Annotated in this window: 15 protein-coding genes; 9 read left to right on the top strand and 6 right to left on the bottom strand. The window is 65.7% G+C overall.

The genetic code is table 11. The annotated features are described in order from the left end of the window. Positions 1-5: 5 nt before the first annotated feature. Both ACAX61_RS09460 and ACAX61_RS09455 read right to left on the bottom strand, forming a co-directional pair. Positions 6-1202 carry an aspartate aminotransferase family protein gene (locus tag ACAX61_RS09460; protein ID WP_370714511.1) on the bottom strand — a complete coding sequence of 399 codons (1197 nt, stop codon included), beginning with the start codon at positions 1200-1202 and terminating at the stop codon, positions 6-8. A gap of 109 nt (positions 1203-1311) precedes the next feature. After that, positions 1312-2142, bottom strand: a complete 831-nt coding sequence (locus ACAX61_RS09455; protein WP_370714510.1) for an ABC transporter permease — start codon at positions 2140-2142, stop codon at positions 1312-1314. 75 nt (positions 2143-2217) lie between these two features. On the opposite strand from ACAX61_RS09455, the gene ACAX61_RS09450 reads away from it, so the two are divergent. The 4 genes from ACAX61_RS09450 (at position 2218) to fdxA (ending at position 6172) form a co-directional block, all read left to right on the top strand. Then, a complete protein-coding gene (locus ACAX61_RS09450) occupies positions 2218-2931 on the top strand; it encodes a GcrA family cell cycle regulator (protein WP_370714509.1) in 714 nt (237 codons plus the stop codon). Between the two features lie 67 nt (positions 2932-2998). Next, positions 2999-5500 (top strand): helicase-related protein, encoded by a 2502-nt coding sequence (locus tag ACAX61_RS09445; protein WP_370714508.1) that lies wholly within the window; start codon positions 2999-3001, stop codon positions 5498-5500. Then, entirely contained in the window at positions 5493-5795 is a 303-nt protein-coding gene (locus tag ACAX61_RS09440) for an RNA-binding S4 domain-containing protein (protein ID WP_370714507.1), read from the top strand. Before ACAX61_RS09445 ends, ACAX61_RS09440 begins: the two co-directional genes overlap by 8 nt. A gap of 35 nt (positions 5796-5830) precedes the next feature. Continuing rightward, complete coding sequence (gene fdxA / locus ACAX61_RS09435) at positions 5831-6172, top strand: ferredoxin FdxA (protein WP_370714506.1); 342 nt, start codon at positions 5831-5833, stop codon at positions 6170-6172. A gap of 66 nt (positions 6173-6238) precedes the next feature. On the opposite strand, the gene ACAX61_RS09430 is transcribed toward fdxA, so the two are convergent. Continuing rightward, entirely contained in the window at positions 6239-6580 is a 342-nt protein-coding gene (locus tag ACAX61_RS09430) for an HNH endonuclease (RefSeq protein ID WP_370714505.1), read from the bottom strand. 194 nt (positions 6581-6774) lie between these two features. On the opposite strand from ACAX61_RS09430, the gene prsK reads away from it, so the two are divergent. The 3 genes from prsK (at position 6775) to ACAX61_RS09415 (ending at position 10686) form a co-directional block, all read left to right on the top strand. Then, positions 6775-8862: an XrtA/PEP-CTERM system histidine kinase PrsK gene (gene prsK / locus ACAX61_RS09425; protein ID WP_370714504.1), complete on the top strand. Its 2088-nt coding sequence runs from the start codon at positions 6775-6777 to the stop codon at positions 8860-8862. After that, positions 8859-10217, top strand: coding sequence for a PEP-CTERM-box response regulator transcription factor (gene prsR / locus ACAX61_RS09420; RefSeq protein ID WP_370714503.1), 1359 nt, complete (start codon positions 8859-8861; stop codon positions 10215-10217). Before prsK ends, prsR begins: the two co-directional genes overlap by 4 nt. Positions 10218-10368: 151 nt before the next feature. After that, positions 10369-10686 carry a DMT family transporter gene (locus tag ACAX61_RS09415; protein ID WP_370714502.1) on the top strand — a complete coding sequence of 106 codons (318 nt, stop codon included), beginning with the start codon at positions 10369-10371 and terminating at the stop codon, positions 10684-10686. A 4-nt stretch (positions 10687-10690) separates the two neighbouring features. Here ACAX61_RS09415 and ACAX61_RS09410 read toward each other — a convergent pair whose 3' ends face one another. Together ACAX61_RS09410 and ACAX61_RS09405 are read right to left on the bottom strand one after the other, a co-directional pair. Then, positions 10691-11911: a dipeptidase gene (locus ACAX61_RS09410; RefSeq protein WP_370714501.1), complete on the bottom strand. Its 1221-nt coding sequence runs from the start codon at positions 11909-11911 to the stop codon at positions 10691-10693. 30 nt (positions 11912-11941) lie between these two features. Continuing rightward, complete coding sequence (locus ACAX61_RS09405; protein WP_370714500.1) at positions 11942-12940, bottom strand: adenosine kinase; 999 nt, start codon at positions 12938-12940, stop codon at positions 11942-11944. A gap of 98 nt (positions 12941-13038) precedes the next feature. On the opposite strand from ACAX61_RS09405, the gene ACAX61_RS09400 reads away from it, so the two are divergent. Together ACAX61_RS09400 and ACAX61_RS09395 are read left to right on the top strand one after the other, a co-directional pair. Continuing rightward, positions 13039-13716, top strand: a complete 678-nt coding sequence (locus ACAX61_RS09400; RefSeq protein WP_370714499.1) for an EI24 domain-containing protein — start codon at positions 13039-13041, stop codon at positions 13714-13716. A 32-nt stretch (positions 13717-13748) separates the two neighbouring features. Further along, complete coding sequence (locus ACAX61_RS09395) at positions 13749-14090, top strand: hypothetical protein (protein ID WP_370714958.1); 342 nt, start codon at positions 13749-13751, stop codon at positions 14088-14090. A gap of 23 nt (positions 14091-14113) precedes the next feature. On the opposite strand, the gene ACAX61_RS09390 is transcribed toward ACAX61_RS09395, so the two are convergent. Then, positions 14114-15685 carry a peptide chain release factor 3 gene (locus ACAX61_RS09390; RefSeq protein WP_370714498.1) on the bottom strand — a complete coding sequence of 524 codons (1572 nt, stop codon included), beginning with the start codon at positions 15683-15685 and terminating at the stop codon, positions 14114-14116. Positions 15686-15887: the final 202 nt, after the last annotated feature.

Here is a 15887-nt window from a genome sequence, read left to right as displayed (position 1 = left end):
CGCCATCACGCCTCCGATGCGGGCGCGAAAGTCCGCGCCGCCTGGGACAGCTTTTCGATCGCTTCGGCGATATGCGCTTCCTCGATCACCAGCGGGGGCAGGATCCGGATGACATTCTCGCCCGCAGCGACGGTCAACAGCCCGTGATGGTCGCGCGCATGGGCAACGAAGTCGCGGCACACGGCCGGTTCCTTCAGTTTAAGGCCCAGCATCAGGCCCAGACCACGCACGCTGTCGAACAGGTGATCGTGGTTCGGGATCATCTGTTCCAGTCCCTGACGCAGCCGATTGCCCATTTCGGTGACGCGGTCGAGGAAACCCGACTCCAGCATCACGTCCAGCACCGCCTGACCCGCCGCCATCGCCAGCGGGTTGCCGCCATAGGTCGATCCATGGGTGCCGAATACCATGCCCTTTGCCGCTTCCTCGGTCGCGAGGCAGGCGCCGAGCGGAAAGCCGCCCCCGATGCCCTTGGCGACCGCCGCAATGTCGGCGGTGACACCATAATGCTCGTGCGACAGGAACTTGCCCGTGCGGCCATAGCCCGCCTGAACCTCGTCCAGCACCAGCAACAGGCCATGTTCGTCACATGCGCGGCGCAGACCCTGCATGAATTCGGGCGTCGCGGGACGAATGCCGCCCTCACCCTGCACCGGCTCGACCAGGAAACCGGCGGTGTTACCGTCGATCAGCGCCAGCGCACCTTCCAGATCGTTGAACTTGGCATAGGCGAAGCCCGGCAGCAGCGGCTCGAAACCGTCACGCATCTTGGGCTGGTTGGTCGCCGAAATGGCGCCAAGCGTACGGCCATGAAACGCCGTATCGAAGGTGATCAGCGTGTGCCGTTCCGGATTGCCATTGGCATAGTGATAGCGGCGCGCGGTCTTGATCGCGCATTCCACCGCCTCGGCCCCCGAATTGGTGAAGAACACCGTGTCGGCAAAGCTGTTGTCGACGATGCGCTGCGCCAGCGCCTCGCCCTGTGGCGAGCCGTACAGGTTCGACACGTGGCAAAGCGTCGCCGCCTGTTCCTGAATGGCCTTGGTCAGATGGGGGTGGCCATGGCCCAGCGCGTTGACCGCGATGCCGCTGGCGAAGTCCAGATAACGCTCGCCGCGTTCGCCGATCAGGTAGCAACCCTCACCTCGCACCGGGCGCACCTCGCACCGCGGGTAAACGGGCATGAGCGCTGGAATCGGCATGGGATCAACTCCTGACTGAGAAAGAACCGGAACGCGAAAGGGCGGCCACGCCGGCCGCCCTGCAACGCGCTGATACGACCGGCAATGGCCGGGGGTCAAGCGATGCGCGTCAGCTCTTGATCCGCCAGCCGCGCCGCAACAGCGCGTAGCAGCCAACGGCCAGCACGACGTTCACCGCCAGCAGCACCGCGCCACCCACCACGACATTCGAATCCGCCCGCTCCAGAAAGCCATAGCGGAAGCCGGAGATGATGTAGAAAAACGGATTGGCACGGCTGATCGACCGGAATGTCGGCGACAGCGCCTCGACCGAATAGAAGGTGCCCGACAGCAACGATAGCGGCGCGATCACGAAATTGGTGATCGCGGCGGCGTGATCGAATTTTTCCGCCCACATCGACGTCATCACCCCGATCAGCGCCAGCATCGCCGACCCCAGAAGGCCAAACCACAGCATGGCCAGTGGATGACGCGGCCATACATCAACGCCCCAGACCGCCATGGCCAGCCATACCGCGGCGCCGACCAGCACCGCACGCGTCACCGCCGCGCCGACCAGCGCGCCTAGCAACTCGCCCGTGGAGAGGGGCGGCATGAGGTAATCGACGATCGTTCCCTGCATCTTGCCGACGAGCAGCGAGAAGCTGGAATTGGCAAAGCTGTTCTGCAGCATGCCCATGACGATCAGCCCTGGCGCGATGAATTCGGCGAATGGTACGCCCATCACCATGCGGCCCGATCCGCCCAAAGCCACGGTGAAGATGACGAGGTACAACAAGGTCGTGACGGCGGGCGCCCAGATCGTCTGGAGCTGCACCTTGAAGAAGCGCCGCACCTCCTTCACATAGAGGGCGCGCAAGCCCCCCCAATTGACGCTCCGAATCACCGGCGCGCCGGGTGGGGGCAGCATGTCGTCGGTGGGCAGTGGTTCGCTTGCCATGGGGCAGCGACTAGTCGCTGTGATCCGCGCCCGCAAGGCGACAGGCAATGATTTGAGAACGGGATTTGTGAACGCATGAGCTGGACCGAGGAACGCATCGCCACGCTGACCAAGATGTGGGAATCGGGCATGACTGCCAGCCAGATCGCCGAGGAGCTTGGCGGGATCAGCCGCAACGCGGTGATCGGTAAGGCGCATCGCCTTGGACTGAAGCCTCGCCCTTCGCCGGTGAAGGCCAATGTCGACCCTGAGGCAAAGGCCGCAGCGGCGGCCGCCGCGGCGCCCAAGCCGGTGGCCGAGCCGCCAAAGCCCGAACCCGTCGCCGCGCGGCCACAGCCCGCCCCCCCGGCCCCGCCCCGCCCGGCAGCGGTTGCACCGCCCCCGGCGCCGGAGCCGGAACCGGAACCCGAAATTGAGGACGATGAACAGGCAGCGGCGCCCCCACCGCCGCGCACCGAGCTGCGCTCGGTCGGCCCTGGCGGCTTCGTTCGTCAGAACCCCGGCGAGCAGGCACCGCCCAGCACGCCCGCTCCGCCCCGGCGCTTGGTGCCCGCGCGCCCGTCAGAGGCGATTGCGGGCAAGACCAGCCTGCTCGACCTGAACGACCGCATTTGCAAATGGCCGATCGGCCATCCGGGCGAGCCGGATTTCCATTTTTGCGGCGACAAGGTGAACCCCGGCTTCCCCTATTGCGTCGACCATTGCGGTCACGCCTATCAGGCACAGTTGCCGCGCCGCGACCGACGCCCGCCGCCGCCCCTTCCCTATGGCGGTCCGCGCGTTCGCTGATCCAACGGAGCGCGCCGACGCGACGGGGGTTGCGTCGCGCGCATCCTGACCCGATGTTCGGGATATTATGACCCAGTTCGCGCGTAGCCCGGTCACCGCCGTCCTGGGACCGACCAACACGGGCAAGACCCATCTCGCGGTCGAACGCATGATGGGTCACGCCAGTGGGATCATGGGCTTTCCGCTTCGGCTGCTTGCCCGCGAAGTCTATGAACGCGTCGTCGCGGTGAAGGGCGCGCATCAGGTCGCGCTGATCACCGGCGAAGAACGCATCCTGCCGCCAAAGGCGCGCTGGTTTCTGTGCACCGCCGAATCGATGCCGACGGACCGCGAAGTCGCCTTTGTCGCGCTGGATGAAGCGCAGCTGGGCGCCGACCCCGAACGCGGCCATGTCTTTACCGAGCGCCTGCTGCACGCGCGCGGCTTTGCCGAGACGATGATCCTCGGCTCCAACTCGCTGCGCCCGATGCTCAAGTCGCTGGTTCCCGATGCCGAAATCATCGGCCGACCGCGCTTTTCGACGCTCAGCTATGCCGGCGCGCGCAAGCTGTCGCGGCTACCCAAGCGTTCCGCCATCGTCGCCTTTTCCGCTGAAGAAGTTTACGCCGTTGCCGAAGCGATCCGCCGGATGCGCGGCGGCGCGGCGGTTGTCATGGGCGCGCTTAGCCCCCGGACCCGCAATGCCCAGGTTGCGATGTTTCAAGCCGGTGAGGTCGATTATCTCGTCGCGACCGATGCGATCGGCATGGGTCTGAACATGGACGTGGCCCATGTCGCGTTTGCAAGCCTGCACAAATTCGACGGGCGGCGGCAACGGCGGCTAACGGTTGCCGAAATGGCGCAGATCGCCGGTCGCGCGGGACGCCATCAACGCGACGGAACCTTTGGCGCGTTGCACGATGAAGGGCCGGGCGCCTTCACGCCGGAAGAGGTTCTGGCGATCGAAGGGCATCAGGTGCCCCCATTGTCGCACCTGTTCTGGCGCGAAGGCTCTCCAGATTTCGCCAGCATCGACGCGCTGGTGGCCAGTCTGGAGCGGCGGCCCGATGCCGAAGTCCTGCGCGCCGCCCCCCAGGCGGTCGACCTTGCCGTCCTGAAAAAGCTGGCCGAGGAAGATTGGGTCCGCGCCCGCGCACGCCACCCCCGAATGGTCCGCCGCCTGTGGGCCGCATGCGGCCTGCCCGACTTCCGCAAACTGGGTGTCGACCCGCACGCGCGTTTTGTCGGGCGAGTGTTCCAGCATCTGTCCGAAGGATCGGGACATATCCCGCACCAATGGTTCGCTGACGAAATCGCGCGGCTCGACCGGCTGGACGGCGATGTGGAGACGCTGGCTGGGCGCATCTCTGCCGCGCGAAGCTGGGCCTATATCGCGCATCGCGATGACTGGCTGGCCGAACCCGCCCATTGGGCCGAACGGACGCGCGAGTTGGAGGAGCGGCTGTCCGACGCGCTGCATGCCAGCCTGACCCAGCGATTTGTCGACAAGCGCACGACGGTATTGCTGCGCCAGATCGGCGCCGATGCCCGCCACCTGCCCGTCACCGTCGGCGCAGAGGGCGAAGTGATGGTCGAGGATCATGTGCTGGGCCGCGTCGACGGCTTTCGCTTTCAGGTTGCCGCCGATGCGCGCGCGTCGGACAAGCGGCTTCTGCTCTCTGCCGCCGAAAAGCGGCTTGGCGTCGAATTTTCGAAGCGTGCGGAGGCGCTGATCGCCGCAGCCGACCCCGATTTCGCGCTGCTGGCGGATGAGCGCGAGCAGCCCGCCATAGGTTGGTCGGGTAATCCCGTCGCCCGTCTTGAGGCAGGGCCATCCCTGACCCGGCCCCGCGTGACGCTCGACCGCGCGCTCGACTGTCTGGACAAGGCGATGCGCGAGCGGGTGCGCGCGCGGCTTGCCCGGTGGCTCGACGCACAGCTGGCAAAGCAGGTGCCCGCACTGGTGCGCCTGGACGAAGCCGCACGTGATCCCGCCGCGCAGCCCGCGCTGCGCGCCGTCGCCGCAGCCCTGAGCGACGCGGGCGGCATCGTCCCGCGCGACTATCTTGCGGCATCGCTCGATGAACTCGACCCAGGCGCGCGGCGGCGACTGCGGCGCGCTGGGATCACGATCGGCACGCTCGACCTGTTCGATCCGCGCCTGTTGAAGCCACAACCGATGCGCTGGCGCGCCGCGCTGGTGGCCGCGAAGGGCGGCGAACTGCCCTTTGCACTGCCGCCTGAGGGGGCAACCGTGCTGTCGCGACCCGCAACGGGTTTCCGGCGGATCGGCGGGCAGCATGTCCGCGTCGATCTGGTTGAGCGTATCGCCCGTGCGGCCCATGATGCGCGCCAGGGGCGCAAGCCGTTCGTGCCGGACCCCGCCCTCGCCACCTCGATCGGGCTGGCGCCGACGACGTTCGCGCGGTTGATGGCAATGCTGGGCTTTCGCCACGACGCCAGTCGAGAGGGACCGCCCGCGTGGACATGGCGCGGACGCCCGCGTCGCCGTGAACCCGTCGCTTCCATCGCGCCGCGCCCCGGCAACGCCTTTGCCGCGCTGGCAGAACTGGATTTCGGACGTGGCTGACACGATCCGGCTCGACCTGTTCCTTTGGTATGCGCGCTTTGCGAAGACCCGTTCCGCCGCGCAACGAATGGCGGAGGCTGGAACGATGCGAATGGACGGGCGCCGGATCGACCGCGCCCATGTTCCTGTGCGCGTCGGATCGGTGCTGACCTTTCCCATGGCCGGTCGCGTGCGCGCGATTCGGGTCGAGGCGCTTCCGCATCGTCGCGGACCCGCGCCTGAAGCACAGACTTGTTACGCTTCGCTGGACCCGACAGCGAGCAAGGGCGTTGACGCACCGAGCGCCGCCGCATAGCAGGGGCGCGTTTTCCGACTGGAGCCTGCCTGCACATGACTTACGTCGTCACCGACGCCTGCATCCGCTGCAAATATATGGATTGCGTCGAAGTGTGTCCGGTCGACTGCTTCTATGAGGGCGAGAACATGCTCGTCATCAATCCCAGTGAATGCATCGACTGCGGCGTATGCGAACCGGAATGCCCGGCTGAGGCCATCCTGCCCGATACCGAGAACGGCCTGGAAAAGTGGCTTGAGCTGAACAACACCTTCTCGGCACAGTGGCCAAACGTCACGCGCAACGCCAATCAGACCCCGGCGGACGCGGATGAGTTCAAGGGCGTCGAGGGCAAGTTCGAGAAATATTTCTCGCCCGAACCCGGCGAAGGCGACTGACCGGATCGGGGCCAGGTGGCCGATGGGTAGGATGGCCCCTGCCCCGGTCATCTTCTCGGACCGCGGTTAGGGGCGATTGCGCCGTCGGGTAGTGACGTGAAAGTCGGCAGGCTTGCCGGACAGCCATTTGACGAAACGCGCGATGGCGGGATGCGCTGCCAGCCCCGTCACGTCGTCCCCGTGCATCGCCAGTTCCTTGTTCGTCAAGGTGGCGTGAATGATCCGGTGGCAGACGGGATGCACGGGAACGGTGTGCCGCCCGCCCTCGCTACGTGGCACCGGATGATGCCGCTCCACCCGCGCGCCCAAAGGACGACCACATAGGGCGCACGCAGCCGCCGCGTCGCGGTCGACCGACCGTCGGGCTTCATGTTCGGCAACGGCGATCTTGCGCCGCACTCGTCCCATCAAGCCCCCGACCGATCAGAAAATTGTTCAGACATACTCATGCCGCTGGCGCTGACTGTATGCCGGCGTATGTCGTTTGGAAAGCAGCCGCCCCCTGCGGGACGTTCAGCCTTTTTTCGTAAATTGCTGCGACACCCGCATCATGTCGGCATCCCTTACAAGCGCGGGTCGGTAGCCTTGGCAATCAGTCGCGCATGCGCCCGACAACGCTGGCACGGCATGGTCCAGTGATTGCCGCCGAGCTTACCGACATTCTGGTGATGTGGAGCCATGCGCTGGCTTCGCTGTTGTTCGCGGTGCTTGCGATCTGGTCCTGGCAGGCACGGCGGCGGCGCGGGATGCAGGCCGTCGCATTTGGAGCGACCGCCCTTTGGGCACTGGCGGTCGCGGCTGTAGGCGGTGGAGAAGGTATCAGCCGGCTGCTTGAAACCGCTCGCAATCTGGCATGGCTGGGGATGGTCTGGCAAATGCAGCCACCCTCCGCCGACATCGCGACCCGACGCTCCACCATCGCATTTCACGCAACGCTTGCGGCGATCTTTGCACTGGGGGGACTAGTCTCGTCAGCAGCGGCTTTGGCCACGTCCGCGAATTTAGCGAGCGGGCTGGATGAGATCGGCATCGTCCTGCGCCTGCTTGCCACGGTCGCGGCGCTGGTACTGGTCCAGAACGCCCATGCCCGCACCAACAAGATCGCCGTCCGCACGTCCGCGCTTGCAATCGCCGCGATGTGGCTGGTCGACGCCAATCTTTTCACGCTGGCTTGGGCTACGGGGGAATGGCCGGCGACCATGCTGGCAACCCGCGGCGTCGCCGCTGTCGTGGTCGCGGCGGTATTCGCGACTCGTTTCCACCGCGACGACGAGCGGCCAGTGCAATTGTCGCGGGCGATGGCGGTGCAGTCGCTGTCGCTGATGGCGGTGCTGAGCTACCTAGCTGTCTTTGCCAGCATCACGCAGGGGATAGAGGCACTTGCGGGCGACCATGCCCGTGTCGTTCAAACTATCTTCGTGGTCTGCTCGACCGCAGGGGCGCTTGCCATCCTGTCGACGCCAAAGTTACGCGCGTGGCTACGCGTGAAAGCAGCCAAGCACCTGTTTCGCCACCGTTACGATTACCGTACCGAATGGATGCGCTTTACCGAGACCCTGTCCCGGCGCGAGGATGAGGTACGACTGGATGAGCGGGTGCCCCGCGCCATTGCCGAACTGGTCGACGCGCCTGCCGCATTGCTGCTGACCTGCGATGGTGGCGACCTTACCGTGTCCGGTGCATGGCGATGGGAGGAAACGCTGCTGCCGCGCAGCCCCGACGATGGCGGCTTGGCCCGTCACCTGGCTGCAACGGGGCGCGTGGTCGAGCTGGACGCCGTCCGCGCCGGCGCCGCGTCCATTGACACCGACGCCGTACCGCAAAGCCTTATCGACCTGACCGACGCCTGGGCCATCGTGCCGCTGCCGCACCTGACCGGCCTGGTCGGCGCGATCGTGCTGTCACGGCCGCCGGTTGCCCGCTCGCTCGACTGGGAGGACTTCGACCTGCTGAAGCTGGCCAGCCATCAGGCGGCAAGCGTGCTGGCTGAACATCGCGCCCAAACACGTCTGGCAGAGGCCGAGCGGTTTGAGGAATTCAACCGCCGCTTCGCTTTCATCCTGCACGATATCAAGAATCTGGTCAGCCAGTTGAGCCTGCTGGCCCGCAACGCCGAACGGCACGCGGAGAACCCTGCTTTTCGCGCTGACATGATCGCGACGCTGAATGAGTCGGCAGCGCGCATGAGCGATCTCGTCACGCGCCTGTCTCATGACCGCGCGCCGCGCACCGATACGCCGCGGCCGGTCCCGGTCATGTCCATCGCGGAGGCGCTGGCGGCTGAGCGGCGGCTGATCCATCCGGTCGTGGTTACCGGCGATGCCTCCGCCGTCGCGCGGGCAGATACTGCCGGGGTTGAACAGGTGCTGCGCCACCTGATCCAGAACGCGATCGAGGCCAGCGAGGCCGACAAGCCGGTAGAGGTCAGCGTTGTGAGCGCGGGCGAGCGGGTGACGATCGACGTCATCGATCAGGGTTGCGGCATGTCGCCCGCCTTCATCCGCGAAAGCCTGTTTCGACCCTTTGTTTCGACCAAGGCCTCGGGCTTTGGCATTGGCGCTTATGAGGCACGAGCATTGGCAATGGCGATGGACGGGATGATCGAAGTGACCAGCCGTGAGGGTCAGGGCAGCCGCTTTCGCCTGTCCCTGCCCGGCACATCCACGGCCGGGATGGAGCGCGCGGCATGAGCGCCCCGCTGCCCAAATTGCTGGTGATCGAGGACGATCCCGGCCTGCAGCGTCAGTTGCGCTGGGCATATGACGGTTATGAAGTGCTGGTGGCCGGCGACCGTGCCGCCGCGCTGACGATCCTGCGTGCAGAGGAACCGGCGGTGGCGACGCTCGACCTGGGCCTGCCGCCCGATCCCGACGGCGTCGAGGAAGGCTTTGCGACGCTGGCCGAAATGCTGGCGCTGAAACCCGATCTGAAAGTGATCGTGGCGTCCGGCCACGGCGCACGCCAGAGCGCGTTGCGCGCCATCGACGAAGGTGCCTGGGATTTTTATGCCAAGCCGATCGACATCGACGCGCTGGGCATGATCGTCGCGCGCGCATTTCATGTACATGCACTGGAGGCTGAAAATCGCCGCCTGGCCGCCAGTGCCGCCGCTTCGACCAGCAACGGCCTGATCACCGCCGCGCCCGAAATGCTCAAGATCACCCGCATGATCGAGCGGGTTGCCGGTGCCGATGTGTCGGTCATGCTGCTGGGCGCCAGCGGCACCGGCAAGGAAGTTCTGGCCCGCAGCCTGCACGATGCCAGCCCGCGGCGGAAGGGCGCCTTCGTCGCGATCAATTGTGCCGCGATCCCCGAAACGCTGCTGGAAAGCGAACTCTTCGGACATGAAAAGGGCGCGTTCACCGGCGCGGTCAAGACGACCGAGGGTAAGATCGAGCTGGCCAATGGGGGCACGCTGTTCCTTGACGAGATCGGGGACGTGCCGCTTGCGCTTCAGGTAAAGCTGCTGCGCTTCCTTCAGGACCGGGTTATCGAACGGATTGGTGGGCGAAAGCCCATTTCGGTCGATACGCGGATCGTGTGTGCGACGCATCAGGACGTGGACGCAATGGTCGCCGATGGCCGTTTTCGCGAGGATCTTTACTACCGGCTTGCCGAAATCGTCGTTCGCATTCCGGCGCTGGCGGAACGATCGGGCGATGCGGTGTTGCTGGCACGCCATTTTCTCAAACGGCACGCGGCGGCGATGAAATTGCCGGTCAAGGGCTTTACGGCCGATGCGAGTGCGGCGATCCAAGGCTGGACATGGCCGGGCAATGTCCGTGAGTTGGAGAACCGTGTGAAGCGCGCCGTCATCATGGCCGATGGCAGCCACGTTACCGCCGATGATCTGGACCTGCCCGACGATGGCAAGAAAAAATCGCTCTCGATCAACCTGCGAGCGGTTCGCGAAGCCGCCGACCGCGCCGCGATCCGTCAGGCGCTGGCGCATGCAGAGGGCAATATTTCCGGCACCGCCCGTCTGCTGGGGATCAGTCGCCCGACGCTGTATGATCTGATGAAGGCATATGATCTTCAACCCTGACGGGGCGCGCTAATCGCAGGAGTGGACCCTAGCGCCCGGCTCGATTATCGGCTCCGCCTGACCAGCGACGCGATTCGCGGCAGCGCTTGGCGGCCTCTTTCGGGTTTCCGGCCGCAAGCCATTGTTCGAGCCCGCATTTGGAGATTGTCCGATGGCGTGGCTGATATTAGGCGTTGCGGTCGTAACCGAGATCATCTGGGCGCTCAGTCTGAAATGGGCGGCAATGCAGCAAAGCTGGTCCGCATCGGCCCTGCCGATAGCGCTAAGTTTCCTGAACATGTGGCTGCTGGCCATGGCAATGCGCGGTTTGCCCGCGGGCACCGCTTACGCCGTATGGACCGGGCTGGGCGCGGTGGGGGTTACGATCTTCGGCATGATCCTGTTCGGGGAAAGCTTGAACGGCATTCAGCTTGGCTTTATCGCCCTTATCGTGATCGGCGTGGTCGGCACCAAGCTGTTCGCCGCCTGACCCCCTACTGCGCTGCGCGTTCGACGGCGCGCATCACCCGCAGCATGTTGCCGCTGCCCAGCTTTTGCAGATCGGCGTCGGACCAGCCGCGCCGCATCAACTCGGCGAACAACAATCGCCAGCCGTCCACGCCCGTCATCCCCTCGGGCCCGGTACCGCCGATCCCGTCGTAATCGCCGCCCAGCCCCACATGGTCGCGCCCTGCAACGCGTGCGATGTGATCGACATGGTCGGCGACGTCGGCTGCGGTAACGGCAGGCATGGGATTGGCGTGCATCCATTCGGCCATGCGCGCATCGACCGCTTTCGCCGGCTCGCCCAGCATCAGACCGGCAGGTGAGGATTTGAGCCGTGCTTCGAACGCCGCCTTGTCCGCCTGCCACGCCCGAACCTTCGCCGATACGAAGACGGGATAGACGTTGACCATCACGATACCGCCATTGGCGGCGACGGCGCGCAGCAGGTCGTCGGGCACGTTGCGCGGGTGCGGATTGACTGCGAAAGCGTTGGAATGGCTGAACATCACCGGCGCACGCGAAGCCGCGATCGCGGCGCGTGCGGTGGCGGGCGATGTGTGCGACAGATCGACGATCATGCCGATCCGGTTCATCTCGGCAATGACCTGTCGCCCGAAATCACTGAGGCCCTGGGTGGCTGGCCCATCGGTGCTGCTGTCGGCCCAGTCGATGTTCCGGCTGTGGGTCAGTGTCATATAGGCCACGCCCAGCGCGCGATATTGGCGCAACACTGCCAACCGCCCGTCGATCTGGTGGCCGCCCTCAACCCCGATCAGGCTGGCGATCCGCCCCGCACGCCGCGCTGCCTCCACATCATCAGCGGTTCGGGCAAGCGCCAACCGATCGGGCCAGCGCGCCACCATTCGGTGCACGATGTCGATCTGCTCCAGCGTGGTCGCCACCGCCTCTGGCCCCGAAACGGTTGCTGGAATCCAGACTGACCAGAATTGGGCGGCATATCCGCCCTGTTTCATGCGGACGAAATCGGTCTGGAGCGGGGTGTCCAAAAGCGAAGTGTCCTTGGTCAGATCGACCCGGTCGACTGCCGAAGCAAACCTCTCCCGAATTTCCCAGGGCAAATCGTTATGCCCGTCAATCACGGGTCGAGCAGCCATCAACCGGTCGAGCCGTGCTTCGATCGACTGCGCTGCCCCCGGCTGAGCCATGGTGGCAGCGAGTGCCAGAGCGATAAAAAACCGTCCGCGCATCGCTGCCCCCCCCAAAAAAACTTTCGTCGGTTATCCCAGTTTCTGCGCGATCATGGCCTTCAGGTCCACTTCGGGTCGGGCGCCATAGTGCGAAATGATTTCGGCGGCGCAAAGCGCGCCGATGCGCAGGGAGGTCGCTACGTCGCGGCCCTGTGCCTGACCGTGCAGGAAACCCGCCGCGAACAGGTCGCCCGCGCCCGTCGTGTCGACGACGCGCTCGATCGGCTCGGCGGCAACGGCGTGGCGCTGTCCGTCGCACACCGCAATCGCACCCTTTTCGCTGCGCGTTACGACCAGCACGGGCACCTGCGCGGCGATGCGACCGACCGCCGCCTCGAAATCCTCGCCCTCGGCCAGTGCAAGCAACTCATTTTCGTTGGCGAACAGGATGTCGATCAACCCATCCGCGATCAGTTTGCGGAAATCGTCGCCATGGCGGCTGATGCAGAACACGTCCGACAGCGTGAAGGCGACGCGACGACCAGCGGCACGCGCCAGTTCGATGGCAGCACGCATTGCCTGACGCGGCTCTTCCGGGTCCCACAGATAACCTTCGAGATAAAGGATCGCACCCGCTTCGATCAGGCTGCGGTCCAGCGCGGCTTCCGGCAGGAATTGCGACGCGCCCAGAAAGGTGTTCATCGTCCGCTGCCCATCGGGGGTGACGAAGATCAGGCAGCGGGCCGTAGTCGGCTCGCCCGCGCGGGTCGCGGTGTCGAAACGCACGCCCTGCGCGCGGATGTCATGGGCAAACACGGTGCCCAGCTGATCATCGGCGACCTGACCGATAAAGCCGCATTTACCGCCAAGCGCGGCAATGCCGGCGACGGTGTTTGCCGCAGAACCGCCGGAGATCTCCCGACCGGGCCCCATTTTGGCATAAAGCGCATCGGCTGCTTCGGGGGAGAACATGAGCTGCATCGAACCCTTGTTCATGCCCTCGGCGGCGAGGAATTCATCATCGGCCTGAGCGAGAATATCGACGATGGCGTTGCCGATGGCGACAACGTCGTAAGTGGCTTCGGTCAAGTGCGGCTGCTCCACGAAAGTTTGTGGGCGGTTATCTTGCCCGACGGATGGGCGCAAGCGGCGCTGGCAAAGCGGCGATGGGCGTGAGAGGAAGCGGCATGCTGCGTGCCTTCGCTCTTTCCCTCCGTCAACTTGGCGACCCGCCGGTGCTGCGGGTGCTTGCCAAATCGCTGGCATTGACGCTGGCGATCTTTGCCGCGCTTGTCGTGGGCGGATGGTGGCTGGCCCGCTGGGCGGCTCAATCGCTGGGAGCCGGGTGGTGGAGCGAGCTGGCGGGTTTTGCCGCCGTTGTCGCTAGCGTGCTGGCGGCGTGGCTGTTGTTTCGTGCCGTGGCGATTGCGGTGGTCGGGCTGTTCGCCGACGATGTGGTCGCGGCGGTGGAGCGGCGGCATTATACGGATGCGCTGAACAATGCACGGCCCGTGCCGCTGATGCGCGGCGTGGCCATGGGGCTGGGGTCGGCGGGGCGAGCAGTCGCGGTCAATCTGTTGCTGTCGCCCATCTATCTGGCGTTGCTGGTGACCGGCGTTGGCACGGCGGCGTTGTTCTTTGCGGTCAATGGCTGGCTGTTGGGACGTGATCTGGGCGACATGGTGGCGGCGCGGCATCGGAGCGGCGCGGCGATGCGCGAGTTTCGTGCGACGACGCGTGGCGGGCGGTGGATGCTTGGGCTGGCGGGGACGGCATTGCTTGTCGTACCGGGCGTCAATCTGGTCGCGCCGGTGCTGGCGGCGGCGATGGCGACGCATTGGTATCATCGAAGGGGACGGATGTGAGGATCTGGGGCACGGCAAGTCTGGGGGCATTGATGCTGGGCGGGTGCGCCGCCGTGCCCGCGCCGATGGCCGGCCCCGCCCCGCCCCCGCCGGCGGCGCCGACCTATACCACGGTCGGGCTTGAGCGGGTGCTGGGCCAGAATGCCAGCGCCCTGACCCGACTGTTCGGCGAAGCCGATGCCGATGTGACCGAGGGCACGGGCCGCAAGCTGCAGTTCGGCAGCGGCATCTGTGTCCTCGACGCCTATCTCTATCCCAAGGCGGGCGGCGGGGTGCCCGTCGTCACCCATGTCGATGCGCGCCAGCGCGACGGGCGGGCGATCGACCGGGCGAGCTGCGTCGCGGCGCTGACCCGGCGGACGGGCGGGCGGTAAGCCCCCGCCCCGCCCCGCCGCCATCAGCGTTCGCGGGTGGCCGCGAACTTCACCTTGGAATAGCGTTCGGCGATATACCCCACTTCCCATGCCGATTTGGCAAGGAAGACGGGGTTTTCGTCGCGGTCCTTGGCCATGGACGAGCGGTTGAGGTCCATAAACTCCTTGAGCGCGGCCGGGTCCTCCGCCGAGATCCAGCGCGCGGTTTCGAACGGCGCAGGTTCCAGATTGGCGCCGACCTTGTATTCGGCATCCAGGCGGCTGAGCAGCACTTCCAGCTGAAGCTGACCCACGACCCCGATCACCCAGTTCGAGCCGATTTCGGGGTAGAAGACCTGCGTCACCCCTTCTTCCGCCATGTCGTCCAGCGCCTTGCGGAGCTGTTTGGTCTTGGTCGGGTCCTTGAGCGCGACGCGGCGCAGGATTTCGGGCGCGAAATTGGGCAGGCCGGTAAAGCGCACGCCCGGCCGTTCGGACAGCGTGTCACCCACGCGCAGCACCCCGTGATTGGGAATGCCGATGATGTCGCCGGGATAAGCCTCATCCGCCAGTTCGCGTTCGCGGGCGAAGAACAGGATGGGCGAATGCACCGCAATCGGCTTGCCATGGCCGCTGGGCGTCAGTTTCATGCCCCGCTTGAACACACCCGAACACAGCCGCATGAAGGCGATGCGGTCGCGGTGATTGGGGTCCATGTTCGCCTGAACCTTGAACACGAAACCCGTCACCTGGGGATCGTCGGGCGAGACGGGGGCGGGTTCGGCGGGTTGCGGACGCGGCGGCGGGGCATGTTCGGCCAGCGCGCCGATCAGCGCATCGACCCCGAATTCCTTGAGCGCCGATCCGAAATAGACGGGCGTCAGGTCGCCGTTGCGATACGCCTCGACATCGAAGGGGGCATAGCCCGCCATTGCCAGTTCGGCATCCTCGCGCAGCTTGGCCACGCCCGCGGCCGAGAGATGTTCGTCCAGCACCGGATCGTCCAGACCCGACACCTGGATCACCTTGCCCTGAAACTCACGGCTCGGCCCCTCTGGCAGCAACAGGCGGTTGCCGACCAGATCGTAGATGCCCTCAAACTCGCCGCCCATGCCGACGGGCCAGGTCATCGGCGTGACGTCCAGCGCAAGCAAATCGGCGATTTCGTCCAGCGTTTCGAACACCGGCCGCCCTTCGCGATCGACCTTGTTGACGAAGGTGATGATCGGGACGGAGCGCAGGCGGCACACTTCGAACAGCTTTCGCGTCTGGCTTTCGATACCCTTGGCGACGTCGATCACCATGACGGCGGAATCGACGGCGGTCAGCGTGCGATAGGTATCCTCGCTGAAATCCTCGTGCCCCGGCGTGTCGAGCAGATTGAAGGTCACCCCTTCCCGCTCGAACGTCATCACCGACGAGGTGACCGAGATGCCGCGCTGCTGCTCGATCTTCATCCAGTCGGACCGGGCACGCCGCGCGGCGCCGCGCGCCTTGACCTCACCCGCCAGATGGATGGCACCCCCGAACAGCAGGAGCTTTTCGGTGAGCGTGGTCTTGCCGGCGTCGGGGTGTGAAATGATCGCGAAGGTGCGGCGGTCGGGAGCGTTACTCATTGCGAGCGCCCTATGCCGCAGCGCCGCGCAAGTCGAGATGCGGCGTGGCGGAACTTGTCAAACTTCACACTACGGGGGGCATGGAATCGGGGGGTTCGGCATGGTTTGCGGCGGGTGTTGAGCGCGAGGCGGGATTGGGGCGCCGGGGGCATGGGGTGGGGTTTTAGCGGGGGGTGGGCGTGTAGGACAGTGGGGGGGGCCA

The organism is Sphingomonas sp. IW22, assembly GCF_041321155.1.
Classification (GTDB): Bacteria; Pseudomonadota; Alphaproteobacteria; order Sphingomonadales; family Sphingomonadaceae; genus Sphingomonas.
This window is presented reverse-complemented; position numbering and strand designations above follow the sequence as displayed.

What these genes read in the sequence shown, in the direction of transcription:
- ACAX61_RS09460 (WP_370714511.1), bottom strand. Translation starts at nt 1,202, where the DNA reads ATGCCGATTCCAGCGCTCATGCCCGTTTACCCGCGGTGCGAGGTGCGC.
- ACAX61_RS09455 (WP_370714510.1), bottom strand. Translation starts at nt 2,142, where the DNA reads ATGGCAAGCGAACCACTGCCCACCGACGACATGCTGCCCCCACCCGGC.
- ACAX61_RS09450 (WP_370714509.1), top strand. Translation starts at nt 2,218, where the DNA reads ATGAGCTGGACCGAGGAACGCATCGCCACGCTGACCAAGATGTGGGAA.
- ACAX61_RS09445 (WP_370714508.1), top strand. Translation starts at nt 2,999, where the DNA reads ATGACCCAGTTCGCGCGTAGCCCGGTCACCGCCGTCCTGGGACCGACC.
- fdxA (WP_370714506.1), top strand. Translation starts at nt 5,831, where the DNA reads ATGACTTACGTCGTCACCGACGCCTGCATCCGCTGCAAATATATGGAT.
- ACAX61_RS09430 (WP_370714505.1), bottom strand. Translation starts at nt 6,580, where the DNA reads ATGGGACGAGTGCGGCGCAAGATCGCCGTTGCCGAACATGAAGCCCGA.
- prsK (WP_370714504.1), top strand. Translation starts at nt 6,775, where the DNA reads ATGCGCCCGACAACGCTGGCACGGCATGGTCCAGTGATTGCCGCCGAG.
- prsR (WP_370714503.1), top strand. Translation starts at nt 8,859, where the DNA reads ATGAGCGCCCCGCTGCCCAAATTGCTGGTGATCGAGGACGATCCCGGC.
- ACAX61_RS09415 (WP_370714502.1), top strand. Translation starts at nt 10,369, where the DNA reads ATGGCGTGGCTGATATTAGGCGTTGCGGTCGTAACCGAGATCATCTGG.
- ACAX61_RS09410 (WP_370714501.1), bottom strand. Translation starts at nt 11,911, where the DNA reads ATGCGCGGACGGTTTTTTATCGCTCTGGCACTCGCTGCCACCATGGCT.
- ACAX61_RS09400 (WP_370714499.1), top strand. Translation starts at nt 13,039, where the DNA reads ATGCTGCGTGCCTTCGCTCTTTCCCTCCGTCAACTTGGCGACCCGCCG.
- ACAX61_RS09395 (WP_370714958.1), top strand. Translation starts at nt 13,749, where the DNA reads ATGCTGGGCGGGTGCGCCGCCGTGCCCGCGCCGATGGCCGGCCCCGCC.
- ACAX61_RS09390 (WP_370714498.1), bottom strand. Translation starts at nt 15,685, where the DNA reads ATGAGTAACGCTCCCGACCGCCGCACCTTCGCGATCATTTCACACCCC.